Source organism: Mesorhizobium sp. M0028 (assembly GCF_040323855.1).
Lineage (GTDB): Bacteria > Pseudomonadota > Alphaproteobacteria > Rhizobiales > Rhizobiaceae > Mesorhizobium.
On the sequence record NZ_JAMYVG010000005.1, the window covers coordinates 91,740 to 116,042 of the forward strand.

At 61.6% G+C, this 24,303-nt stretch carries 22 protein-coding genes and 2 pseudogenes; 16 read left to right on the top strand and 8 right to left on the bottom strand.

The window, feature by feature from the left end:
- The first annotated feature begins 9 nt into the window (after positions 1–9).
- From iolG (NKJ93_RS12740) to NKJ93_RS12755, 4 genes and pseudogenes are all read left to right on the top strand, one after another.
- Positions 10–1,011 carry an inositol 2-dehydrogenase gene (gene iolG / locus NKJ93_RS12740; protein WP_352589369.1) on the top strand — a complete coding sequence of 334 codons (1,002 nt, stop codon included), beginning with the start codon at positions 10–12 and terminating at the stop codon, positions 1,009–1,011.
- Positions 1,012–1,148: 137 nt separating this feature from the next.
- Positions 1,149–1,995, top strand: a pseudogene (folD, locus tag NKJ93_RS12745) (bifunctional methylenetetrahydrofolate dehydrogenase/methenyltetrahydrofolate cyclohydrolase FolD).
- Between the two features lie 21 nt (positions 1,996–2,016).
- Positions 2,017–2,901 (top strand): formyltetrahydrofolate deformylase, encoded by an 885-nt coding sequence (gene purU / locus NKJ93_RS12750; protein WP_352589372.1) that lies wholly within the window; start codon positions 2,017–2,019, stop codon positions 2,899–2,901.
- Between the two features lie 84 nt (positions 2,902–2,985).
- Positions 2,986–3,294, top strand: a complete 309-nt coding sequence (locus tag NKJ93_RS12755) for a MurR/RpiR family transcriptional regulator (protein WP_084642600.1) — start codon at positions 2,986–2,988, stop codon at positions 3,292–3,294.
- A 414-nt stretch (positions 3,295–3,708) separates the two neighbouring features.
- On the opposite strand, the gene NKJ93_RS12760 is transcribed toward NKJ93_RS12755, so the two are convergent.
- From NKJ93_RS12760 to iolD, 5 genes are all read right to left on the bottom strand, one after another.
- Positions 3,709–4,842: a Gfo/Idh/MocA family protein gene (locus NKJ93_RS12760; protein WP_023718623.1), complete on the bottom strand. Its 1,134-nt coding sequence runs from the start codon at positions 4,840–4,842 to the stop codon at positions 3,709–3,711.
- Positions 4,843–4,874: 32 nt separating this feature from the next.
- Complete coding sequence (locus NKJ93_RS12765) at positions 4,875–5,945, bottom strand: sugar phosphate isomerase/epimerase family protein (RefSeq protein WP_031193888.1); 1,071 nt, start codon at positions 5,943–5,945, stop codon at positions 4,875–4,877.
- 125 nt (positions 5,946–6,070) lie between these two features.
- The gene (locus tag NKJ93_RS12770) at positions 6,071–6,886 is read right to left on the bottom strand and encodes an SDR family oxidoreductase (RefSeq protein ID WP_352494519.1); all 816 of its coding nucleotides are present in this window, start codon (positions 6,884–6,886) and stop codon (positions 6,071–6,073) included.
- Positions 6,883–7,788 (bottom strand): myo-inosose-2 dehydratase, encoded by a 906-nt coding sequence (gene iolE, locus NKJ93_RS12775; protein WP_352589375.1) that lies wholly within the window; start codon positions 7,786–7,788, stop codon positions 6,883–6,885. The genes NKJ93_RS12770 and iolE overlap by 4 nt, the downstream gene beginning before the upstream one ends.
- 126 nt (positions 7,789–7,914) lie before the next feature.
- Entirely contained in the window at positions 7,915–9,759 is a 1,845-nt protein-coding gene (iolD, locus tag NKJ93_RS12780) for a 3D-(3,5/4)-trihydroxycyclohexane-1,2-dione acylhydrolase (decyclizing) (RefSeq protein WP_023718619.1), read from the bottom strand.
- A 108-nt stretch (positions 9,760–9,867) separates the two neighbouring features.
- Here iolD and iolG (NKJ93_RS12785) point away from each other — a divergent pair, with 108 nt between their 5' ends.
- The 6 genes from iolG (NKJ93_RS12785) to NKJ93_RS12810 all read left to right on the top strand — a co-directional run bounded on the left by iolG (NKJ93_RS12785) (position 9,868) and on the right by NKJ93_RS12810 (position 16,234).
- Positions 9,868–10,887, top strand: a complete 1,020-nt coding sequence (gene iolG / locus NKJ93_RS12785) for an inositol 2-dehydrogenase (protein WP_023718618.1) — start codon at positions 9,868–9,870, stop codon at positions 10,885–10,887.
- Positions 10,880–12,316 (top strand): NAD-dependent succinate-semialdehyde dehydrogenase, encoded by a 1,437-nt coding sequence (locus NKJ93_RS12790; RefSeq protein ID WP_023718617.1) that lies wholly within the window; start codon positions 10,880–10,882, stop codon positions 12,314–12,316. Before iolG (NKJ93_RS12785) ends, NKJ93_RS12790 begins: the two co-directional genes overlap by 8 nt.
- A 12-nt stretch (positions 12,317–12,328) precedes the next feature.
- Positions 12,329–13,141 carry an HpcH/HpaI aldolase family protein gene (locus tag NKJ93_RS12795; protein ID WP_352589378.1) on the top strand — a complete coding sequence of 271 codons (813 nt, stop codon included), beginning with the start codon at positions 12,329–12,331 and terminating at the stop codon, positions 13,139–13,141.
- Positions 13,141–14,106, top strand: coding sequence for a hydroxyacid dehydrogenase (locus tag NKJ93_RS12800; protein ID WP_352589381.1), 966 nt, complete (start codon positions 13,141–13,143; stop codon positions 14,104–14,106). Before NKJ93_RS12795 ends, NKJ93_RS12800 begins: the two co-directional genes overlap by 1 nt.
- A 297-nt stretch (positions 14,107–14,403) precedes the next feature.
- The gene (locus NKJ93_RS12805) at positions 14,404–15,153 is read left to right on the top strand and encodes an ATP-binding cassette domain-containing protein (RefSeq protein WP_023718614.1); all 750 of its coding nucleotides are present in this window, start codon (positions 14,404–14,406) and stop codon (positions 15,151–15,153) included.
- 55 nt (positions 15,154–15,208) lie between these two features.
- A complete protein-coding gene (locus tag NKJ93_RS12810) occupies positions 15,209–16,234 on the top strand; it encodes an ABC transporter permease (protein WP_502895039.1) in 1,026 nt (341 codons plus the stop codon).
- 118 nt (positions 16,235–16,352) lie between these two features.
- Here the strand turns inward: NKJ93_RS12810 and NKJ93_RS12815 are convergent.
- Positions 16,353–16,556: pseudogene (locus NKJ93_RS12815) on the bottom strand (FAD-dependent oxidoreductase); the annotation flags it as partial.
- Positions 16,557–16,617: 61 nt separating this feature from the next.
- Positions 16,618–17,430 carry a class I SAM-dependent methyltransferase gene (locus tag NKJ93_RS12820; protein ID WP_352589386.1) on the bottom strand — a complete coding sequence of 271 codons (813 nt, stop codon included), beginning with the start codon at positions 17,428–17,430 and terminating at the stop codon, positions 16,618–16,620.
- A gap of 143 nt (positions 17,431–17,573) precedes the next feature.
- Here NKJ93_RS12820 and NKJ93_RS12825 point away from each other — a divergent pair, with 143 nt between their 5' ends.
- Genes NKJ93_RS12825 through NKJ93_RS12835 form a run of 3 tightly spaced genes read left to right on the top strand, consistent with a single transcriptional unit; the run spans position 17,574 to position 20,585 of the window.
- Positions 17,574–18,683, top strand: a complete 1,110-nt coding sequence (locus NKJ93_RS12825) for an ABC transporter substrate-binding protein (RefSeq protein WP_352589630.1) — start codon at positions 17,574–17,576, stop codon at positions 18,681–18,683.
- The gene (locus NKJ93_RS12830) at positions 18,673–19,752 is read left to right on the top strand and encodes a FecCD family ABC transporter permease (RefSeq protein WP_352589389.1); all 1,080 of its coding nucleotides are present in this window, start codon (positions 18,673–18,675) and stop codon (positions 19,750–19,752) included. The genes NKJ93_RS12825 and NKJ93_RS12830 overlap by 11 nt, the downstream gene beginning before the upstream one ends.
- Positions 19,746–20,585 (top strand): ABC transporter ATP-binding protein, encoded by an 840-nt coding sequence (locus NKJ93_RS12835; protein ID WP_023718607.1) that lies wholly within the window; start codon positions 19,746–19,748, stop codon positions 20,583–20,585. The genes NKJ93_RS12830 and NKJ93_RS12835 overlap by 7 nt, the downstream gene beginning before the upstream one ends.
- Before the next feature lie 88 nt (positions 20,586–20,673).
- Here NKJ93_RS12835 and NKJ93_RS12840 read toward each other — a convergent pair whose 3' ends face one another.
- Complete coding sequence (locus NKJ93_RS12840; protein WP_023718606.1) at positions 20,674–21,552, bottom strand: GNAT family N-acetyltransferase; 879 nt, start codon at positions 21,550–21,552, stop codon at positions 20,674–20,676.
- A 238-nt stretch (positions 21,553–21,790) separates the two neighbouring features.
- Between NKJ93_RS12840 and argE the strand changes: the two genes are divergently transcribed.
- Genes argE through NKJ93_RS12855 form a run of 3 tightly spaced genes read left to right on the top strand, consistent with a single transcriptional unit; the run spans position 21,791 to position 24,227 of the window.
- A complete protein-coding gene (gene argE / locus NKJ93_RS12845; protein ID WP_031193881.1) occupies positions 21,791–22,915 on the top strand; it encodes an acetylornithine deacetylase in 1,125 nt (374 codons plus the stop codon).
- 17 nt (positions 22,916–22,932) lie between these two features.
- Positions 22,933–23,856, top strand: coding sequence for a 2-hydroxyacid dehydrogenase (locus NKJ93_RS12850; protein WP_023718604.1), 924 nt, complete (start codon positions 22,933–22,935; stop codon positions 23,854–23,856).
- 14 nt (positions 23,857–23,870) lie between these two features.
- Complete coding sequence (locus tag NKJ93_RS12855; RefSeq protein ID WP_023718603.1) at positions 23,871–24,227, top strand: cupin domain-containing protein; 357 nt, start codon at positions 23,871–23,873, stop codon at positions 24,225–24,227.
- Positions 24,228–24,303 lie beyond the last annotated feature (76 nt).

Below are 24,303 nucleotides of genomic sequence, written 5' to 3' on the forward strand. Positions count from 1 at the left end.
AGGACAACTATGCTCAAAGTCGGCCTTCTCGGTGCCGGACGTATCGCCGGCGTTCACGCGACGGCTATCTCGTCGCATCCCGACAGCACGCTCGTCGCGGTGTCGGACATCAATGCCGCAGCCGCGGAAAAGCTCGCTTCCCAGTATGATGCCGAGGCTCGCACCACTGACGCCATACTCAACGATGTCTCGATCGACGCGGTGCTAATCGCAACTTCGACCGATACTCACTCCGACCTGATCGAGCGGGCGACTGTCGCCGGCAAGGCCGTGCTTTGCGAGAAGCCTGTGGATCTGAGCCTTGCCCGCGCACACGCTTGCCAGAAAGTTGCCGCCGGAACTGGCCGCCCGGTGATGATAGGATTCAACCGCCGCTTCGATCCGAACTTTGCATCTCTGAAGGCGGCCGCTGACAGAGGTGAGATCGGCAAGTCCGAACTCCTGTCGATTACGTCCTTCGACCCGGCGCCGCCTCCGGTTGCCTACATCAAGGTATCTGGTGGCCTGTTCCGGGACATGATGATCCACGATTTCGACATGGCGAATTTCATCATGGGAACTGCTCCCGTAGCGGTCACGTCGGTGGCATCCTCTATCGTCGATCCGGAGATCGGGGCAGCCGGAGACGTCGACACGGCTGTCGTCACGTTGACCTACGCGGACGGCCGGATCGCGGTCATCAAAAACTCCCGCCGCGCTGTCTACGGCTATGATCAGCGCGTGGAACTTCTGGGGTCCGAAGGGCTACTGCAGGCGCAGAACATGCTGGAAAACACGGTGGTGAAGTCCACCACCTCTGGCGTGACGGGGGCCAAGCCGACCTACTTCTTCCTGGAGCGCTACATGCCGTCCTATGCCGCCGAATGGGCCGGTTTTGTCGAGGCAGTCAATGGTGGCAAGGCGGTTCCCGTCACCCTAGACGACGGCATTGCCGCGCTGGCGATGGCAGAGGCAGCAACGGTGTCGGCGAAGACCGGTGCCCCCGTCAGTCTAGCGAGCGTTCTGGGCTGAGCCGGCGGATCACCAAACGTCGGGACTCTTGCCGGATCAGAAAGCATGGGCCCTCCGGCTTCGTCATTCGGAACCGGTGCAGGCAGTATCTAGCGTTTTGGAAAACAGGATTTGCCATGGAAAGTCCACGTCCTGAAATGATCATCGACGGGAAGGCCGCTGCGGCCGTTCTGGCGGGCAAGGTCACCGCTGATGTTGCGACACTCAGAGCGAAGACCGGCCTGGTGCCTGGTCTGGCGGCCGTACTGGTGGGTGACGATCCGGCCAGCGCCGTCTATGTCTCCTCAAAGCATCGCCAGACTGTTGCCGCGGGGATGGCTTCCTTCGAGCACCGGCTGCCCGTGCGGACCACCGAAGATGACCTCCTCGGGTTGATTGAGAAGCTGAACGGCGATCCCGCAGTGCACGGCATCCTCGTGCAACTCCCGTTGCCGCCGCAGATCGATGCAAGCGCCGTGCTCAATGCCATTGTGCCGAGCAAGGACGTTGATGGATTTCATATCCAAAATGCCGGCAGCTTGGCGACCGGCCAGGAGGCGCTGGTGCCGTGCACACCACTTGGTTGCCTGATGCTCCTGAAGGAAAGGCTCGGCGACCTGTCCGGACTGCATGCCATCATCATCGGCCGCAGCAACATCGTCGGCAAGCCGATGGCCCAGTTGCTGCTGTCCGAAAACTGCACCGTCACCATCGCGCACTCGCATACCCGCGATCTGGCGCCGGTCAGCCGACATCCTGGTGGCAGCAGTGGGAAGGGCAGAGATGATCCGAGGCGATTGGATCAAGCCAGGTGCGGTCGTGATCGATGTCGGCATCAACCGCGTGACGCGAGACGGTAAGCCGCAGCTCGTGGGCGATGTCGCATTCGCAGAGGCGGCCCACGCCGGCGCCATAACGCCGGTCCCTGGCGGCGTCGGCCCCATGACGATCGCCTGCCTGCTTTCCAATACGCTGACGGCGTTCCGCCGCAGCCTTCAGGCGTAAGTCCGCCCAGGAAGAGAGCCAATGTTGAACTTTGCACTTCGCGTCAAATGCCGCTCGACCAGGGGGATTGTCGCGGCGATCTCGACGTTCCTCGCCGACCAAACCTGCAACATTACTGACAGCGCGCAGTTCGACGACGCCGACACCGGCAACTTCTTCATGCGGGTGAGCTTCCGCTCCGAAGGCGGATGGGGGCTGGAAGAACTCCGTTCGGGCTTCAAAGCAATCGCCTCGCAGTTCGGCATGGAGTGGGAATTCTTCGACGAGAGCGTCAAGCGCAGGGTCATCATAATGGTCTCGCGGTTTGGCCATTGCCTCAACGACCTTCTGTATCGCTGGCGTATCGGAGCGCTTCCGATTGACATCGTCGGAGTGATCTCCAATCACATGGACTACCAGAAGGTCGTCGTGAACCACGACATCCCGTTTCACCTCATCAAGGTAACGAAAGAGAACAAGGCCGAGGCAGAGGCACATCAGATGCGCGTGGTCGAGGACGCGGGCGCCGAGTTGGTCGTCCTGGCGCGGTACATGCAGGTTCTCTCGGACGAGATGTGCCAGAAAATGTCTGGCCGGATCATCAACATCCACCATTCCTTCCTGCCCTCGTTCAAAGGCGCCAATCCGTACAAACAGGCCCACGACCGAGGTGTGAAGCTGATCGGGGCTACGTCGCATTACGTGACGGCTGACCTGGACGAAGGACCCATCATCGAGCAGGACACGATCCGCGTGACGCATGCGCAGTCCAGCGAGGACTATGTCAGCCTCGGCCGCGACGTCGAGGCACAGGTGCTCGCCCGGGCAATCCACGCCCATATCCATCGTCGGGTTTTCCTCAACGGGAACAAGACCGTCGTATTCCCCGCGTCGCCTGGATCGTTTGCTTCAGAGCGATTGGGCTGACGTGGCTCGTGAACGCCTTGCCGTCATGGGCTGGATTTCAGGGCTAGCTGGCTACCGATTCTTCGAAGGTCTGGAGGGTTTCGGATGAAATCGCCTGTACTTGCACACAGACCCAAATGTCTTGATGAGATCAAAACTGCGATCGCGAAGCGCGAGCTTCGATTGACCCCCGCTCTCGAGAAGGTAGCTCGGCAAGCACTTGAAAAGCCGGAGATCATTGCATTTGAAAGCGCGGCCGCGATTGCCCGCCGCTGTGGCGTGGGCACTACTGCGCCGACAAGGCTTGCCCGCTGTTTTGGATTCTCCGCTTTTCGCGAGATGAAGAAGTTCTTTCAGGATAGTATGCGCGTTCGGGGCGGGCGTCCTTTGCCGCCAAGCCACGAACGTGGTTGACCAGCCTGAAAATCTTCGACACGCGTGCAGAGCTAGCGTTGGTCGTCAGATTGCTATGCCGACTAATCAAATCGCATTGAGTAGCGCCGGCGGCATGATCGCGTTCCGTTTACGCCGCAGACCGGCTGGAACTCAATGCTAGAAAAGGTCAGGTGGTGACGACGTCCACCCCACCTACGGTCCGCTCTCTAAGGTCAGTAGCACGAGAGCTGCCATTCCGCGTCCAGCCCCAATGAAGTCATTCCGGAACATGCCTCCGAACGGCCGCCATTGGCGCTAACTTCTCGTTCCGGCAGCGGGCAACTCCCCTTCCATCCTGACCACTTGGGTAGCCAGCTACTTGAGTTTTGACCCAGACTCCCCGGAAGGATTGAGGGCCCGCCGACCTTGCGTCGGCGCACCCCCGATGGCCTGTCAGACGGCGTGAGGTTTCAGCCATGGCTGCCCTTCGGCTTCGGCGCTATCGACGACTGCATCGACGAATGCCACACCCTTCAGCCCGTCATAAGCGGTCGGCACGTTCAACCCTATTGCCGCTGCCTTGCGCCCCTCGCGACGGGCGTGGATGGCTTCGGCAAAGCCGCGATAGAGATTGGCGAAGGCCTCCAGATAGCCCTCGGGATGGCCGGGCGGTGTGCGGGTTCGCACCTTCGCTGCCTCACTCAGATCGTCAGCACCCCGCTTGATGGTCTCGGTGCGACCGAACAGCGGTGAGAAAATCAGCTCGTTCGGTTGCTCCTGGAACCAGGTTAACCCGCCCTTTTCGCCGAAGACACGCAGCCGGATCCCGTTCGAGCAGCCGAGTGCGACCTGTGACGACCAAAGCAGCCCTCGCGCGCCCCCTTCGTAGCGCAGCAGCACATGGGCGTTGTCGTCAAGCACGCGTCCCTCGACGAAGGAAGCGAGGTCTGCTGTCAGGGACTCCAGCTTCAGCCCGGTCACGAAGCCAGCCAGATGATAGGCGTGCGTGCCGATGTCGCCGATCGAGCCGCCACGCCCCGATCGCTTCGGGTCGGTGCGCCAGGCGGCCTGGACATTGCCGGCGGTCTCGATGGCCGTCGCCATCCATTCCAGGGGATACTCCACCTGCACGATGCGGATCGCGCCAAGCTTGCCTGCTGCCACGATCTCGCGCGCCTCATGCACCATCGGATACCCCGAATAGGTATAGGTCACGCCCATGAAGCGTCCGGTCTCGCGCACCAGCTGCTCGAGCGCGATCGCGTCTTCGAGTGTGTTAGTCAGCGGCTTTTCGCAGATCACCTCGTAGCCGGCCTCGAGAAAAGCCTTGGCGATCGGAAAATGGGTGTGGTTTGGCGTGCAGATCGCCACCACGTCGATGCGATCCTCGCGATCGTTTTCCGCGGCGATCATGGCCTTGAAGTCGTCATAGGATCGGGCGGGATCGATACCTTGGGTTGCCGCGAAGCGGTGGCCGCGCGCTGCATCCGCGTCGAACGCGCCGGCTACAAGCTGGAAGGCGCCATCGAACCGGGCGGAGATGCGATGGATGTTGCCGATATAGGCGCCTTCGCCGCCGCCGACCATGCCGAGCCGAAGCGGTCGCTGAAAATCAGCAGTCACGAGCGTGCCCCCCTGTCGATACCTAAAATGGCATCGTTGATCGTGCGGTCCGCACTGGCCTTGACGAAGTCGTCGAAGGCGCGTTCGGAAACGCGGATGATGTGATCGGCGATGAAGCGGGCTCCCTCAGCCGCGCCGTCCTCTGAATTCTTGAGGCAGCATTCCCACTCGAGCACCGCCCAGCCGTCGAAGTCGTAGCCGGAGAGTTTCGAGAAAATCGCCTTGAAGTCGATCTGTCCGTCGCCTGGGGAGCGGAAGCGGCCGGCGCGCCGGATCCAGGGCTGGAAGCCGCCATAGGCGCCGGTCTTACCGTCCGGCCGGAACTCGGCATCCTTGACGTGGAACATTTTGATGCGCTCGTGATAGTGGTCGATGTAGGCGAGATAATCGATCGCCTGCAGCACGAGATGGCTGGGGTCGTACATGATGTTGCAGCGCGGATGGTTGCCGACGCGCTCCAGGAACATCTCGAAGGTCAGCCCGTCATGCAGGTCTTCGGCAGGATGGATTTCGTAGCACAGGTCCACGCCACTCTCGTCGAAGGCATCAAGGATTGGCCGCCAGCGCCGAGCCTGCTCATCGAAACCGTCGTCGATCAGCCCATCCGTCCATTGCGGATAGGGATAGAGGAACGGCCACAGCAGCGAACCTGAGAAGGTGACATGGCGGTCTATGCCGAAACGCCTCGACGCCTTGGCGGCGAGATGAAGCTGCTCGACTGCCCACGCCTGCCGTGCGGCCGGATTGCCCCGCACCTCGGGTGCGGCGAAGGAATCCGCCGGATGATCGTAGGCGGGATGCAGGGCCACAAGCTGACCTTGCAGATGCGACGCCAGTTCGGTGACAACCAGGCCGTGTTCGGCGAGCTTGCCGGCATAGTCATCGCAATAGGTCTGGCTTTCAGCCGCTTGCTTCAAATCGATGACGCGCTTGTCCCAGGTCGGTATCTGCACGCCCTTGAAGCCCTTGGCCGAGGCCCAGCCGGCCAATCCCTCGATGCTGTTGAACGGTGCTTCGTCGCCCGCGAATTGAGCCAGAAACACAGCTGGCCCCTTAATGGTCCGCATCTTGCTCTCCTTCTGGCGGCAGGGCCGCCGGTTCATCCGTTATCGGAGCCGCCCAGAAGAGTGATGTGGGTCCTCACAGGGCAGCTGCTTTCTTTTCCGTCTCCGCTTCGACGGTTCCAATGGCTTCAGAGCGCCATCGCCTTCTCAGGCACGGCCATGGGACCGGGTGCGGCGCCAAGCACGGTCTGGTCGTAATCCACCACCGCACCCGTCATGAGACCCGCATCGTCCGAAACGAGAAAGTTGACCGCTCGTGCCGCCTCGCGGGGGTCGATCAGGCGTCCGAAGGGCAGGTGTGCAACGGCTTTCGCTTCCCAGTCGGGATCGCCCTTCTCGCTCGCCTGCAATTCCCGCTCGTGGTCGGACGCCATCCAGCCGATATCCAGCTGGTTGACGCGGATGCGGTTCTTCATGACGGAAAATGCCGTGTTGCGGGTCAGTGTCGCCAGTGCCGCCTTGGTGGCGCAGTAGACGTTGATGAAGGGCTGGCCGGCCTGCTGCGAAATCGAGCCGATGTTGCAGATCGCACCCTCGATGCCATGGCCGATCATGTGCCGGATGGCTTCCTGCATGAGGAAATAAGGTCCGCGTACATTCACGGCGAACAGGGCGTCGAACAATTCTGGCGATGTGTCGAGGATCGTGCCTCGGTCCGTCCGCGCGCCTGCATTGACCAGCACGTCGATTCTTCCGAAAACGCGCTCCGCTTCCGCGATCACGCGGCGGCAATCCTCGACATTGCCAAGATCGGCGTTGACATAGTGCACGGGCACGCCCGTGGCGTGCGAAATGTCTGCGGCCACCGCGCGGCCCTTGGTTTCGTTACGACCAAGTGTGACGAGGCCAGCGGCTCCGGCTCGGGCGAGCTGGCGAGCGATAGCCGCGCCCAGTCCTTGCGTCGATCCGGTGACGACGCAGATCTTACCATCCATCCGGTTCATGCCTTGTCCTCCACTGTGTAGCCAGCCGCGGCCATGACGCGCAGCAATTCCTTGTGACCTATCTTCGCCATTTCGAGCGGCGGGCTTTTGACGGGATCCTGCTCGGCTTCAACGACGAACCAGCCTTCGTAGCCGTGGCTCGCCAAGCGCTTGATCATCGCCTCGAAGTCGAGCGAGCCGTCGCCGGGCACGGTGAAGGCTCCCTTGACCACCGCGTCGAGAAAACTTTCCCGGGTGCGGTCGAGCCCGTCCACGACTGCCTGGCGGATATCCTTGGTGTGTACATGCGAAATGCGGGCGTGGTGCTTGTCGACCACCCGCAGCACGTCGCCGCCGGCAAAGGCCATGTGGCCGGCGTCGTAAAGCAGGGCCAGACCCTCGCCGGAATGTTTCATCAGGAAGTCGAGCTCTTCCTCGGTCTCGATCGGCGCGGCCATGTGGTGGTGGTAGGAAATCGGCATGCCCTCGTCCGAACACCATTCGGCGAAGGCAGTCATCTTGCGACCATAGATTCTGATCTCGTCTTCCGAGAGCCGCCGCTTGGTGGAAAGCGGCGCGGAGCGATCACCCTGTATGGTGCCTGCAGTCTCGCCGTAGACGATGCAGGGGGCATCGACGGCCTTGAAGAGCTGCATCTGCTGGGCGATGCGGTCTTTCTCCGCTTCGATATCGCCGTCAAGCAGCAGACCGGAGAACCAGCCGCCGCAGACGCTCATGCCGTGCTGCCTCAGAATGGGCTCGAGAACCGCCGCGTCCATCGGGAAGCGGCGGCCGGTCTCCATGCCGGTGAAGCCGGCCTCACGGGCCTGCCGCAGATACTCCTCCAGCGAAACGTCGTCGCTCAATTCGGCGAGGTCATCGTTCCACCAGGCGATCGGCGCGATGCCGAGCTTGGCTCTCATCTTGATCTCCATCATCATTCCAGCTGCCGCCGCCCACTTTTGGCGCCGCGAAAAAACTGCCGGAACAATGCTCAGGGAGTGTGGCATCGTTCCGGCAGAGGACGCCCCAGGGGGCGTCCGAAAAACCTAGACTCCGATGCGCTGCCGTTTGCGGCCTTCGGCTTGAACCGAATGGGCCTCGCGCACCTCGGCCCGCTCGCTGACCTGCGGCACGCCGACATCCCACCAGGCGTCGCCGGGTGTCCAGGTGTAGCCATCGGAGACGATGGTGATCACGGTGGTGCGATCCGTCCCTTTGGCCCACTCCACAGCCTGGCCGAGATCGGCAAGGCTCTCTACCCGCCGCGTGAGGGCGCCCATGGCCTCGGCGTGCTTGGCGAAGTCGACCGAAAACGGCTCCTTGACCCGGCAATCCTTGATCATGTTGTTGAACGACGCGCCGCCCTTGGCATTCTGCAGCCGGTTGATCACCGCATAACCGCCATTGTCACAGACGATCAGGATCATCTTGTGGCCGGCGAGGACCGATGAGTAGACGTCGGAATTCATCATCATGTAGGTGCCGTCGCCGATCATCACGATTGGCGTGCGGCTCGGATCCGCCATCGCCGCACCCCATCCGGCTGAGATCTCATAGCCCATGCAGGAAAATCCGAACTCGCAGTCGAAGGTGTTCGGCTCTTTCACGCGCCAGTTCTTCATGACTTCCCCGGGAAGCCCGCCTGCCGCGGTGATCAGCAGATCCCGCTCGCCGGCCTTCGCGTTGACCACGCCGACGACCTGCGCGTAAGTCGGAACCGGGTCATTCGTGGGTTTTTGGAATCCGTCGAGCGCGGTGTTCCACTTGGCAAACTCGACCTTGCCTTTTTCGGTCCAGCCGCTTTCGGCTTTCCAGTCACCGAGCGCGGCCTCGACCTCGTTGATGGTTTCCAGCGCATCGCCGACCACGGCGAGAGCCCGGTGCTTCGTGGCATCCCACCGCGCGGCGTTGATCGAGACGAATTTGGCGTCGGGGCTGAACGCACTCCACGATCCCGTCGTGAAGTCCATGAGCCGCGTGCCGACGGCCAGGATCACATCGGCCTCACCCGCAAGCGCGTTCGCCGATGTCGAGCCGACGATGCCAATGGGCCCGACATGGGCAGGATGGTCGTGCGTCACCGTGCCCTTACCGGCGATGGTTTCGGCAAGCGGAATACCGCGCGCCTCGGCGAATTTCGCAACAGCAGCCTCCGCACCGGAGTAACGCACGCCGCCGCCTGAAATGATCAGCGGACGCTTTGCCGCCTTGAGAAGACGCACCGCCTCTTCGAGACGCGCGCGATCCGGCCGGGGGCGCGGAATCGCATGGACCGTGGGTTCGAAGAAGGACTCGGGATAATCCCAGACGACCTCCTGCACGTCTTGGGGAAGGGCGATGAAAGCCGGCCCGCAGTCGGCCGGATCAAGCAGAACCGCGACCGCCTGGGGCAGCGAGGAGATGATCTGTTCGGGATGGACAATACGGTCCCAGTAGCGAGTCACCGCCTTGAACGCGTCGTTGACGTTTACTGTAGGATCGCCGAAGTGCTCGACCTGCTGCATCACCGGATCCGGCCGGCGGCTGACAAAGGTGTCGCCGGCAAGCATCAGTACCGGAAGCCGATTTGAATGGGCGACGCCTGCGGCGGTCACCATGTTCAGAGCGCCCGGGCCGATAGAGGTAGCGGCGATCATGATCTGGCGCCGGCGCTTCGCTTTCGCGAACCCGATCGCAGCCAGTGCCATCGACTGCTCGTTCTGGCCGCGCCATGTTGGCAGGACGTCCTGCGCGGCCTCCAAGGCCTCGGACAGGCAGGTGACATTGCCGTGACCAAAAATGGCGAACACGCCCGCAAACAGCGGAGCCTTGCTGCCGTCGATAACGGTGAATTGATTGCTTAAATAGCGCACGAGCGCCTGCGTCATGGTCAGACGAATGGTCTTCGTCATCGCTTCCTCCCTGGCGAATTTCCGTTGTGCAGACTATTACGAAATAGCCATTGACAAATCAACCTCTTTGCAACGATCATTGCAAAAATATTGTTGCGGAGGAATGCAATGCTGAGAATTGGCGTGCTCGGTTGCGGGCGCATCGGGCGCATGCATGCGGCCAATATCGCTGCACACCCACGAACGAAACTGGCGGCGGTGTATGACGTCAATCGCGCCGCCGCCGACGAAGTGTCAGCCATGCTCGGCCTTCCCGCGTTGGACTCGGCCGACGCCATGTTTGACACGGACGATGTGGACGCCGTGTTGATCGCGACGGCCACCGATACCCATGTCGACTACATTGAGCGGGCAGTGGCGGCCGGAAAGCCAGTGTTGTGCGAGAAGCCCATCGACCTTGACCTGATGCGTGTCGATCGCTGTGCCGCGAACATCCGTGGAAGCAAGCTGCCCATCATGATTGGCTTCGTCCGCCGCTTCGATCCCGGGCATGCTGCGGTGCGGGCGGCTCTCCAGAGTGGCGAGCTCGGCGAGCGCCACCAGGTGATCATCACGTCGCGGGATCCTGGCATGGCGCCAGCTGCCTACATACGCGTGTCCGGCGGCATATTTCGCGACATGACAATCCACGATTTTGACATGGCTCGCTTCATGCTCGGTGAAGAGCCCGTTGAGGTCTTTGCGACCGGCAGCCGGCTGGTCGACCCGGACCTGATGGCCGAGACGAATGACTGGGATACGGTGACCGTGGTTTTGCGCACCGCCAGCGGCAAGCAGTGCATCATCAACAACTCACGACGCGCGGTCTATGGATACGATCAGCGCGTCGAGGCTTTCGGATCGGCCGGCATGGCGATTTCCGAGAACCGACGCGCGCATGAGGCCCGTATCTATGCCGATGGGCTGAGCGATCGGGCGCAGCCATACCTTCACTTCTTTATCGAGCGATACAGGGAAGCGTTCAACGCTGAAATCGACGACTTCGTCGACGCCATCGAAAATGGACGCCAGCCGTCGGTCGTATTCGAGGACGGACGCCTTGCGCTGGTCCTCGCCGAAGCAGCGATCAAATCTGTCGCAGAGCGTCGGGTGGTCAGCACCAGCGAGATCGGTGACGGCAATGTATGACAAATACGGACTTTTCATCGACGGTGAATGGCGCGCCGCTTCCGACCGAAGCACGGCGACCGTAGCCAGTCCCGTCACCGAACGCTCACTGGGCGACACTCCAACCGCGACGCTGGACGATACACAATCTGCCTTGGCGGCCGCCGAACGTGGCCTTTCTGCCTGGCGAGCAAAGAGCGCGTTCGAGCGCGCCGACGCGCTTCACGCTATCGCCGACGAAATGGGCCGGCGCAAGGACGAAGCCGCCCGCATGATTACGCTGGAGACGGGCAAGCCCATTGCCCAATCCGAACGCGAGTGGGTTCTGGCGACGGATCAGTTCCGGTGGTACGCCGAGGAGGCTCGGCGTGTTTATGGCCGTATCATCGAGAGCCGTGTCCCCGGAGGTCGCTTCGAAGTGCTGCATGAGCCGATCGGCGTCGTGGCGGCCTTTACGGCATGGAATTTTCCGGCCGCGCTCGTCGCCCGCAAGGTCGCCCCGGCGCTTGCCGCCGGTTGTTCGGCCATCCTTCGGCCTTCGAGCCAGACGCCAGGGGTCGCGATGGTGATGATCGACTGCCTGCGTGCGGGCAGGCTCCCCCCAGGCACGGTCGGTCTTCTCGTCGGGTCCACGGCCACAACCTACGTGCCGCTGATGGCGTCGGCGCTTGTGCGCAAGGTTTCGCTGACCGGGTCTACACGGGTCGGGCAGCAAATGCTGCGCGACGCAGCCGATACGGTGAAGAAGGTGTCGATGGAGCTTGGCGGTAACGCGCCTCTCATCGTCTTCGACGACGCGGATATCGAAAGCGCGCTCAACGTGTCCGTGCCCACGAAGTTCGCCAATGCCGGGCAGGTTTGCGTCACGCCAGACCGCTTTTTCATCCACGAAAAGGTCCATGATGCTTTCGTCGACGGGTTCGTCACGCGGGCGAAGGCCCTGAAGCTGGGTGATGGTCTCGATCCGACGGTGCAGATGGGCCCCTTGATCAATGCCAGGAGGACCGACGAAATCGAACAAATCGTTACCGACGCGGAAAAGGCCGGTGCCAGGATTGCCGCAGGCGGCCGCCGCTCGCCGGCGTTCAACGCCGGTCATTTCTTTGAGCCGACGGTCCTTACCGATGTTGCTGACGACATGACCGTGTTTGCCGAGGAGAATTTTGGTCCGATCGCGGCCATCACCCGTTTCTCGTCCGAAGAGGAGGTCCTGGGACGGGCAAACGCCTCGAAGATGGGGCTTTCTGCCTATGCCTTCACCCGGGATGCGGGGCGCGCCCGCAGAGTTGTCGCGACGCTCAAGGCCGGAATGGTCGGCATCAACAGCTTTGCGCTAGCGGCTTCCGAGGCGCCGTTCGGCGGGACCAACCATTCCGGCATGGGCCGGGAAGGCGGCGCGGAAGGTATCCGGGACTATCTCGATACCAAGCTGGCTCATATCGTATTCTAAGGAGCGTTTTTCATGATCAAGTACAGGCTCAAGCAGCTTTGGGCCGATGGGAAGCCCACCATCAATGGCTGGCTTTCGATCGGCAACAGTTTCACCGCCGAGATCATGGCGGCGCAAGGTTACGACTGCATCGGCGTCGACCTCCAACATGGAGCGCTCGATTACAGCGGCCTGCTGCTAATGCTCCAGGCGATGCGTGCCTCCGCTACGGTGCCGCTCGTCAGGGTGCCTTGGCTGGAGCCAGGCATCATCATGAAAGTGCTCGACGCAGGTGCTTACGGCGTCATCTGTCCGATGGTGAATACCGCCGAACAGGCGGCCGAGTTTGTCAGCTACGTGCGCTATCCGCCACTCGGCAGCCGAAGCTTTGGTCCGACACGTGTGAATTTCGCGGCCGGTGCCAATTACGCTTCTGAATCCAATGGCGAGATACTTGCCTTTGCCATGGTTGAGACGGCCGAGGCGATGGACAATCTCGACGCGATCGCTTCGACCCCTGGACTGGACGGGATCTACGTTGGTCCGGCCGACCTGACCCTCGGCATGACCCAGGGCCGCTTGCCGCCTGCCTTCGACCGCGAAGAACCGGAGATGATCGAGGCCATCCAGCATATCGTGGCGGCCTGCAAAAAAGCCGGCATAGCCGCGGGATTGCACTGTGGAACTCCGGCTTACGCGGCGCGTGCGATCGGGTGGGGCTACAACATGACCACCGTCTCCAACGACGTGCGCATGCTGGCCGGTGCGGCGGAAGCGAACGTCAAAAAGTTCAGGGAACTCACGGGCGGATCAAGCGTCAGCGCCGGTTCCAAGGGAGGGTACTGATGCCGCATGTTCTAGTTGCCGGGAAACTCCATCCGGCTGGAATTTCCTTGCTCGAACAGGCCGCCGGCATCACCTACGATTACGTGGAGGAAGTCTCCGAGCCAAGTTATGCCCCGCTGATCGACAAGGCCGACGGGCTGGTGATCCGCACACAGCCTCTCTCGGCGGCGACCGTTGAGATGGGGCACAGGCTCCGGATCGTGTCCCGCCACGGTGTCGGCTACGACTCTGTCGATTTGCCGTCCCTCAACAAGCGTGGGATCACGCTCGCCGTCGTCGGAGACGTCAATTCCATATCTGTCGCCGAGCACACGATGATGATGCTCCTTGCCTGCGCCAAGCATGCTGTGCGCGGCGACCGGTCAGTTCGCGAGGGTGTGTGGAATTGGCGCAACCGGCTGGAAGCTTCGGAACTGGCCGGCAAGCGCCTGCTGATTCTTGGCTACGGCCGCATCGGCCGGCATCTCGCGAAGATGGCGGCTGCCTTTTCCATGGAAGTCGCCGCCTACGATCCGTATCTCGAAAAAATCGGATGGCCGGAAGGCCCTGCTAAAGCCGTCTCCGATCTGGCGTCGGCCCTTCAATGGGCGGATGCGATTTCCGTCCATGCTCCCAAGGGCGATGCTCCTGTGATCGGCGAGCGCGAGTTCGCCCTTCTGAAGCCGGGAGCCTGGCTCGTGAACACCGCGCGCGGCGGCGTCGTCGACGAAAAGGCACTTCTTGCAGCCCTTGCGTCTGGCAAGGTGGCGGCCGCTGGCCTCGACGTGTTCGACGAGGAACCCCCCGCCGCCGACAATCCGCTTCTGTCCTGCGATCAGGTGATCCTGTCGCCGCATATTGCCGGCCTCACCGCCGAATGCGGTGAACGGATGGCCGTGTCAGCTGTGCGCAATGTGCTCGATTTCTTCGAGAGCAGGATCGACCCGATGCTCGTGGTCAACGGCAAAGAGCTGAACGGCCATTGATAGCATCGCAGCCGCTAAGCAACCACCGGAAGCCGCTACCCAAGGTCTGTCAGTCCGGTGCAACAGGAAACCGTTGCAACAAAGCAGATGCCGCAATTGGGCAATCGCTTGAAAGCGATTCCGCATGAAGTCGCGCAAAAACATATCATATTAAAAACAGTTAGTTAATTGACATCAAAATAGTTGTTGCAAATTATAAAACTCTGCAATAAGCATTGTTGCACAAGAACTTCATATGCAATTTCCGTTGCAAAATGAGGCGAGGCGAGACTCCAAGAGCCGCCGGTCCACGGGAGGATGAACCACGTGTCTTTGCTTGAAGTGCAGGGCGTCGGCAAAAGCTTCGGAGCAATCCGCGCGCTGTCCGACGTCAGCTTTTCGATCGAACCCGGTGAAGTGGCCGGCCTGATGGGGGACAACGGCGCCGGCAAGTCGACAATGGTCAAACTGATTTCGGGAAATTTTCCCCCGACCGAAGGGCAGATCAGAGTCGGCGGCAAGGCCTGCCACTTCCATAAGCCGCTCGATGCTCGCGCCGAGGGGATCGAGGTCGTGTATCAGGATCTCGCGCTGGCGGACAATCTAACCGCCGCGCAGAACGTGTTTCTAGGCCGAGAACTCAAAAAGGGCATCTGGCCTTTCCGAATACTCGATAAGCAGGCGATGATCGATCGCTCCGCGGAGCTGTTCAGCGAACTGAAGTCAGAAACGCGGCCACGCGATCTCGTAAAAAAAATGTCGGGCGGTCAGCGCCAGGCAATTGCGATTTCACGGACCCGTTTGTCCAACGCCAGACTCGTCATTATGGACGAACCGACCGCTGCGATTTCCGTGCGCCAAGTTGCTGAGGTCCTGGAATTGATCCGGCGCATGAAAGCGCGCGGTGTCGCGGTGATCCTGATTAGCCACCGCATGCCAGACGTTTTTGCCGTGTGCGATCGCATCGTCGTTCTACGGCGCGGAACGAAGGTTGCCGACAAACCCACCCTTCAGACATCTCCGGAAGAAATCACCGGACTAATCACGGGAGCGATCCGTGCAGCCTAGTCAACCCGAAGCGATCCAGGAAAGCCACGCCTCGATTGCCGACGTCGTCGGCATCATGGAACAAACTGCGCTTCAGAAGTTGAGAAGTAGCCAGGCCTTCTGGGTCTCGGTCGCGCTCTTCGTCCTTGTCGCGTTTATGGCAGTGTTGGAACCGAGCTTCGGCACAGCCGAAAACGCAACCAACATCACCCGGAATTTCGCGCTGATCGCCATCATGGGCCTGGGCATGACCGTGGTGTTGATTACGGGCGGGATCGATCTTTCCGTTGGGTCAGTCATGGGCCTCGTGGCCATCGTGGCCGGTCTTCTACTGACCTGGCATTATCCTTGGTACGTGGCGTTCGCCTCCGGCCTTCTCGCTGGAGTTGCCTGCGGCGCGTTCAACGGCTTTTTCGTCGCCTATATCGGCATGCCGTCCTTCGTGGTCACACTCGGCATGTTGTCGATCGCTCGTTCCCTTGCCGTGGTGCTGTCAGGCAACCAGATGCTCTACCAATTCGGACCTGACGCGCCGATCGTGAAAGCGATCGGCCAAGCGAAGTGGCCGGTGCACTCGCTGGAGGGATGGGCTCCTTACTGGATACCGCAGTTCTCGTCCCATTTCTGGGTGATGGTGATCATGGCGCTAGCCCTCGGCTGGGTATTCATCTTCACCGCGTGGGCCCGCCATCTGTTCGCGATCGGCGGTAACGAGAATGCGGCACGCATGACGGGCGTGCCCGTCGATCGGATCAAGTTCCAGGCGTATGTTTTCTCGTCCTTCTGCGCCTCGATCGCATCCCTGCTGCTGCTTGGCTATAGCGGTTCGGCGATCAACGCCGTCGGCACCGGGTATGAATTGCGCGTCATCGCCGGCACAGTTATCGGCGGCGCAAACCTGATGGGGGGCTACGGCACAGCCTTCGGCGCGGTCATCGGGTCGGCCTTCCTCGAGGTCATCCGCAACGCCCTATTGATGGCAGGCATCGATTCCAACTGGCAGGGTGCCTTTGTCGGCATCTTCATAATTCTCGCTGTGCTTCTGGGTCTGGGTACTTCCGGCAAATCGCTGAAGTCCTTCTTCACCATCAAGCGTGGCTAGAGCTCTGCCGGCTTATGCCGGTGGAATATCCTGAGGTGAACACAACAAACGGAGGAACATCGATGAAGAAATATCTGTTGGCGGTGTCGGTCGGCCATATTGGGGCCTCTCGATGGAATCAAGTTAGCATGTCCTTTAGCCGATAATAGGTGCCTACCATCGGCAGGAACCACGGCCTGCCGGTATGCAGCGGGACTGCATTCCAGTGCATGCCATCGATTGGATTGGTATCCGTGCGGCCCATTGCAATGTCTGCTAAAACACTTCCGATCAGCGTCGATAATTGCGCGCCATGCCCCGAATAGCCCATGCCGTAGATCAGGCGGCACCGAGTAGCTGGGGGCTGGCGCCACCGGCCTCCGGAGCACGATGCCCGATGCTGGTCAGCGTGTCGGCGAACCCATGCGCAAGGCCGGCTTCGTCACGCAGATCGCGTAGCGATGTTGCATCGACCGTTCCAGGACCTTGAGGAAGTTCATGTGCCGCGCCTGCGCGCGATGAATCGCGCCGAGCCGGGTGTCGACCACAGGTATTTCGAAGCCAGCCTCGACGAGAAGCACGCAGACCTCGTCCGCTTTGGCGCCGTGCGAAAAGTGGAGCCGTGACAGGATGCTGCGATGGCGGCCCACCATCGCCTGATCCACTCCGTGGACTGGCCCGACTGTCCGGCCAACAGCCCTTTCCAGGACTTGTCGCAGAGGGGTTACCCAGGTCCTACTGACGAAATCACCATCAATGATCAGCAGCCGTCCGCCAGGCTTGAGCAGCGACAACCATTCGGCGAACGCCGCTCGCGGATCCACCAACGTCCAGACGAGATGACGGGTGACGAGGACGTCGTAGCTTTCTCCTTTTTCAAGGGTGCGCTCGGCGTCGCCGATCAGAAACCGGATGCCGCTTTCCCTCTGCGTCGCCTTTGCACGCGCGCGGGCAAGCATGGCCTCTGACCAATCGAGCCCGGTCACGGCATAACCCAGGTCGTGCATGAGATGGGATACAACCCCGGTGCCGCAAGCGAGGTCGAGCGCGCGACGCCCATCCCCGGGGCCCAAGTGCTTGAGCATCAGCCTGTGCCAGGCCATGCGTTCCCGCTGTGAGAAGATTTCATGCCCCACCGAAAGGTCGAATGTTTCGGCGCGCGTCGACCAATAGTCGCGTATCTCGTCCCGCAGCGAATAATTGGGCTCGCCCGCCATTCCAGACCCCTTGTCGTCGTACCAGTCTGGAATTGCTCTAAAAGATATTTCTTGAGAATTGAAGTCATCTTTTATAAGGCACCTCTGGCTAATCCACTTCAAGAGAGGGCGCGATGAATTTCGGAAAGGTCCCAGCAGGGACGATGGCGGCCGCTATCGTCGCCCTGTCGATGACGCTGGCCGCCAGGGCCGAAATGGTTGCAGTGACTGACATCACGGGCCGCCAGGTCGAGGTGAACGTCCCGGTCGAGAGGGTAATCCTAGGTGAGGGCCGGCAGGTCTATCTCGTCGCGGCGCTCGACACCGAGGACCCGTTCAAGCGCATCGCTGGCTGGCGCGAGGATTTTAGCCAAGCGGATCCGGACAACTACGCCGCCTATCTCGAAAAATTCCCCAGGATGGCGGAGATCCCCACCTTCGGCGGTTTCAAGGACGGCACTTTCGACGTCGAGCAGGCGGTGTCGCTCAAGCCCGACGTCATCCTGATGAACATCGAGTCGAAGCAGGCCACGGAAGACGCCAAATATATCGAGAAGCTCGCCGCCGCCGGCATTCCGTTGGTCTATGTCGATTTCCGCGAGCGTCCCTTTACCAACACCGAACCCAGCATGCGCCTGTTCGGCAAGCTGTTCGGCAAGGAGGAGCGCGCCGAGGAATTCATCACCTGGCGCGCCGCCGAGATCGCGCGCGTTACCGACGTCATCGAGAAGGCCAAGCCGGAAAGGCCCAAGGTCTTCATCGAACGCGCCGGCGGCTATTCGGACGATTGCTGCATGAGCTTCGGCGACGACAATTTCGGCAAGTTCGTCGAGATGGCGGGCGGCGACAACATCGCCAATGACATCATCCCCGGCACGTTCAGCACACTCAATCCCGAACAGATCATCGCCTCCGACCCGGATCAGATCATCGTCACCGGCGGCTCGTGGGAAGCCTATGTGCCGGGCGGTGCCTGGGTCGGCGTCGGCCCCGGCCGTGATGAGGCAGAGGCGCTGCGCAAGCTGAAGGCGCTGACCGAGCGGCCGGCGCTGACCGGCGTGAAGGCCGTCGAGGACGGCGCCGTGCATGCCATCTGGCATCAGTTCTACAACAGCCCCTATCAGTTCGTCGCCATCCAGCAGATGGCGAAGTGGCTGCATCCGGATCTTTTCGCCGATCTCGATCCCGAGGCGACCTTCAGGGAGTTGCACGAGAAATTCCTGCCCGTCGCATACAGGCCCGGCCACTGGGTCTCGCTGACCGATGTCGATTGAATCGACGGCCATCAGCACCGCGCTCGACAGCACCGATGGACGAGGGCGTTACCGCGCTCTCGTCTGGCGGCGGCAGTTGATCCTTGCCGGCCTCGGCGCTGCCCTGCTCTTCAGCCTGTGCGTCGACCTTGCGGTCGGTCCCGCCCGCTACGGACTTGCCGAGGTCGTGCGGGCGCTTGTGTTTCCCGACACGGTGCCGCAGCAGGTGCGCGTGGTGCTCTGGGACATCCGCATGCCGGTAGCCCTGATGGCCATCGTCGTCGGGGCGGCGCTCGCCGTGGCCGGCGCACAGATGCAGACCATCCTCAACAACCCGCTGGCGAGCCCCTTCACGCTCGGCATATCCGCCGCCGCGAGCTTCGGCGCCGCGCTTGCACTTGCCTTCGGGGTGAGGCTTATCCCCGCCGCAGTCGAATATGTAGTGCCGATTAACGCCTTTGTGATGGCGATGCTGGCGGCCTTCCTCATTCACGTGCTGAGCGTAAAGCGCGGCGTCAGCGCGGAGACCATCGTGCTGCTCGGCATCGCGCTGGTTTTCACCTTCAATGCGCTGCTCGCGCTCGTCCAGTTTTTCGCGTCGGCGGAAGCGCTGGCGGCGGTCGTCTTCTGGACAATGGGCAGCCTCACCAAGGCCACCTGGCCCAAGCTTGCAGTCACCACATTCATTCTCCTCGCAGTCTTACCCATTTTCGCCCGGCGCACCTGGGCGCTGACGGCGTTGAGGCTTGGTGAGGACAAGGCGGCCAGCTTCGGCGTCAAGGTCGGCCGCCTGCGGCTTGAGACGCTGATTCTGGTGAGCCTTCTCGCCGCCATCCCCGTTGCCTTCGTCGGCACCATAGGCTTTATCGGACTTGTGGGCCCGCACATCGCGCGCATGGTCATCGGCGAGGACCAACGCTTCTTCCTGCCCGCCTCGGCCCTGTCGGGTGCGCTCATCCTGTCGGCCAGTTCGGTCGTCAGCAAGTCGCTTATCCCGGGGACGGTCTTCCCGATCGGCATCGTCACCTCACTCATTGGCATCCCGTTCTTCATCTCGCTCATCCTGTCTAGCACGAGGCGCTCATGGTGACGATCCGGCTCGAGGCGCTCGGCGCGCGCTACGGCACGAGCCTCCGGCTTCGGGATGTGACGACGCCAGCGTTCGAGGGCGGAGACATCGTGGCGGTGATCGGTCCGAATGCCGCCGGGAAGTCGACGCTCTTCAGGCGCATCGCCGGCCTCCTGCACGGACCGGGAGCAATGCATGTCGAGGGGGCCATTCGCGGGAAGAGCGGCATCTGCTACATGCCACAGGAAACGTCCGCCAACGCGGTGCTCACCGTCTATGAGTCAGTGTTGCTCGCCCGCAAGCAGGGTATGGGCTGGTCTGTGAGCGACGATGATCTGGCTCGCATCGACGAGACCCTGGCGGCGCTCGGCATCGCCGATATCGCTTTCCGCAACATCGGCGAGCTTTCCGGCGGCCAGCGGCAACTCGCCAGCCTGGCACAAACGCTTGTGCGTGAGCCCGAGGTCCTGCTGATGGACGAACCGACATCAGCACTCGATCTGTCGCGGCAGGTGGAAGTGCTCGGTCTCATGCGGGAACTTGCTCAGGCGCGAGGCATGGTCGTGCTGATCGCCCTGCACGACCTCAATCACGCCCTGCGCTTCAGCGATCAGACAATGGTCATCGCGGACGGCCGGCTGGTCGCATGCGGGTCATCGCCGGACGTCATCACATCCGATCTGCTGCGGGACATTTATCACCTCAACGCGCGCATTGAGCCCTGCTCGCGCGGCATCGGCCATGTCATCGTGGATGGCGTGGCGGATGGGCGTCGGACGGTCATAATGCCGGCAGCGGAAACCGAATCCGGGATTAGGAGCAGATTCGAAGCGGCAGCCGTTCCGGCCGCGTGACGGCAACCGAATTATGCCGGTTGATCGACGCGCGCACTGATCGACCTGATCCTCTGGCCGCTGGTTGAAGGCGACAGTGTGCTTGCATTCAACTCAAGGCGTGGCCGGCCAATCCATAGACCCAAGGCCCATTGTCTTCCCGGTTCAGAAAGCGGTGCCCTTTGGACATGGTCGTAACGGTCTCGGCGATGCCGAGGCCGCACTGCTGGAGAAACGCGGCAAACACGCCATCCTTCTCGCGCGTATCGACGCGGGCGAACCGTCCTGCCAGTTCCTTCAGATGCACGGCTGTGAGATGGACCGCGTCTAGATCGTTGCGCGCGACCATGGGGCCGATCACGTGGCCACGCCCGAACTCGCGACACATGGAATAGCCGACGATCTCGCCGCCACGGCTCAAAGTGCAGATTGAGGCATCGGCCGCGAGCAACGCGAGCAGCCTCTCGCGGTTTGTCCCAAACGCGCGCGTATCCAACGCCGTGATCTCCTTCAGCCTGTCGCTCGATAGCGCCTGCAATTGACCGTCCAGGGCCGGCATTGTTGGGGGTGTCTGTGGGACCTCCCCCTGGCGCATGTATACGATCGCCTCGGTCGTGAAACCGAGTGAGACATAAAGAGGATAGGCAGCATGGGTAGCATTGAGTGCCAAGTTGCGATCGCCGCATTGCTCGAGCACCAAGTCCATGAGCCATCGGCCGCCTCCTTGCGCTTGCGTGCGCGGCGTTGTGATCACTACGCCGATGGTGGCGAAATCGTCCCCGTGGGGAAACCACATCGCGCTCCCGAAAACGCGTCCAATACCATCAACGGCAACAATGCCGCGGCCGGCGCGGCGCAGAAAGTCCCAATCCTTCGGCCGATGAGGCCAGCGGACTGAGATCGACAGCGCGTGCAGTAGCTTGACGTCGACATCATCAATGTCCCGCGCGACCAGTTCGAAGGATTTCAGGCGTACTGATCTCTGCATCTCAGTCGATCCGGTCCTTCAACGAATGCGCAAGGCACGCGGTGCTAAGGCTCCGATTGCCATGTTTGCGACAGGCCTCTTTTGCAGCATCTTTACAGGGGAAAGCCAGCAGGTTTCGCTGGTTTGAGGTGCTTTTTCGCAATCTTCGGCCAAAGCACGGCGCGATTCGGCAGGGAACACTTCTCCATACGGGTAGGCTGGTCGCGACCGGTGATAGTGTGCAAGCAGAGCGACCGCCATGAACGTGGAAGAAATCCTCGCGACTCTGGTTGCATTTCCCTCTGTTGTGGGCACGCCAAACAGCGCGATCGTCGATTGGATCCGCGACTACTGTCAGGCGGCAGGAGCCGAGGTGACAGTTCTCCCCGGACCCGAGGGTGACCGGTCCAACCTCTTCGTCACGATCGGCCCGCGCCAGGCTCGGGGCTATATCATCTCTGGACATATGGATGTCGTGCCGGCCGGCGAGCCGGAATGGAACTCGGATCCGTTTGTCCTGCGCCGCGAGGGCGGCAGGCTTTACGGCCGCGGCACCACCGACATGAAGGGCTTTCTCGCCTGCGCATTGGCCGTGCTTCCCGAACTTTTGGCGATGAATCTGCGACAGCCAGTTCATCTCGCGTTCTCCTATGACGAAGAGGCGGGTTGCCGTGGCGTGCCGCACCTCTTAGCGGCGTTGCCGAGCTTATGCGAGAAGCCGCTTGGCGCGATTATCGGCGAGCCGAGCCGGATGCAGCCTGTGCGCGCGCACAAGGGGAAGGCGGCCGCACGGCTCGAGGTGATCGGGCGATCCGGCCATTCGTCACGCCCCGATCTCGGACTCAATGCGGTGCACGCCATGGCCGGTGTCATCACGCACGTCGTGGCCTATGGCCAATCCCTCGCCGACGGGCCGTTCGATGATAATTTCGAGCCCCCATATTCTTCCTTGCAGGTGGGCGTCATCGCCGGTGGACAAGCCGTCAACATCATCCCCGACCGTTGCACCGCTGACGTCGAGGTGCGTGCCGTGCCCGGCGTTTCTCCATCCTCCCTGCTTGAGCCGGTCAAGGCCCGGCTTTTCGATCTGCGCGACAGTGGCTTCGATGTGGCGTGGCACGAGTTGAGTTCCTATCCCGCCCTTGCGCCCGCGAATGGGAGGGATCTAGCGGCCGTTATGACGGAGCTGACGGGGCAGGAGCCGCTGGCAGCCGTCAGCTTCGGTACGGAGGCCGGGCTTTATCAGCAGGCCGGAATCGATGCGGTCATTTGCGGCCCCGGCGATATCGGCCGTGCCCATCGTGCCGACGAATATATCGAGATCGGTGAACTCGCCGCTTGCCGGAAGATGATCGAGGGGCTCGGCGCGCTTCTTGCGGCCTGAAGGAAGGGGCGGTCACCATGGCGTTTCTTTTCAATTCCGATGCCGCGCGTGCCGCGGTCTTCCGCGAGATATTTGCGCGCCAGATCCCGGATCTGGAATTCCTCCATTCCGGCGATGAAATGGAGCCAGAGAAGGTGCGCTATCTCATTACCTGGACGGTGCCGGACGAGATTTCGCGCTGCCGCAATCTGGAAGTGCTGTTTTCCACCGGCGCGGGCGTCGACCAGTTCAAGCAGGACGTGGTGCCAAGCCATGTGAAGCTGGTGCGCATGGTCGAGGATGGCATCATACGCATGATGCAGGAATACGTCGCGCTCGGCGTGTTGGCGCTCCACCGGCAGATGCCCGCCTATCTCGAGCAGCAGAAAAGGTGCCTCTGGCAACCGATTGCCGGTCGACAGGCGGCCGAACGCCGGGTTGGCTTCCTCGGCCTTGGCATGCTGGCCCGCGCGGCTATCGAGCGCTTGAAGCCGTTCCAGTTTCCGCTTGCCGGGTGGAGCCGCAGCGAAAAGCGGATAGAGGACGTCGCCTGTTTTCACGGCAGGGACCAACTCGCGGGCTTTCTGAAGCAAACGGATATTCTCGTCTGCCTGCTCCCGCTCACGGAACAAACGCACGGCATGCTCGATGCAGAGTTCTTCGACTTACTGCCCGTCGGGGCGCAGCTGCTGCATGTCGGCAGAGGTCCGCAACTAGACCAGGCCGCGCTGATCAACGCGCTCGACATCGGTCATGTATCTGCGGCGATGCTTGATGTCACTGATCCAGAACCGCTCCCGGAAGACCATCCGCTCTGGTCGCATCCGAAGGTGATGATAACGCCGCATATCGCCTCGGTGACGCAACCGCATACGGCGGCACAATCCGTCGTGGACAATATCCGGCGCCACCGCGCCGGAGAAGAACTGATCGGCCTCGTCGATCGGACACTCGGCTACTAACCAGGAAACATCACATGTCACTTCTGATCACGATCGACACAGTTCCAGACTTCGCGCCGAAGGAGGCATTACCGGCTCCGGAGCGGCTCATTTCCGGCACTCCATCCTTCAAGACCTGGGCGCAGGATGCCTCAAAAGGTGAGAAAGTTCTGACCGGCGTCTGGGAAGCGACGCCCGGCGAGACGCATTCGATCAAGGGAACTATCTACGAGTTCTGCCACATCGTTTCGGGTCTCGTCGAAATCGAGGAGAAGGGCGGTGAGACCAAGACCTACCGCGCCGGCGACAGTTTCGTGATGAAGCCGGGTTTCGTCGGCGTCTGGCGCACGATCGAGACCGTACGCAAGATCTACGTCAGCGTTTATGACTGAGTTCAGTGCTCAAGGTCCGGCCGAATAGAGCGCGCGGCGGTTCCAGAACAATCGGCTTTCCAAGTTCCGCCTGACG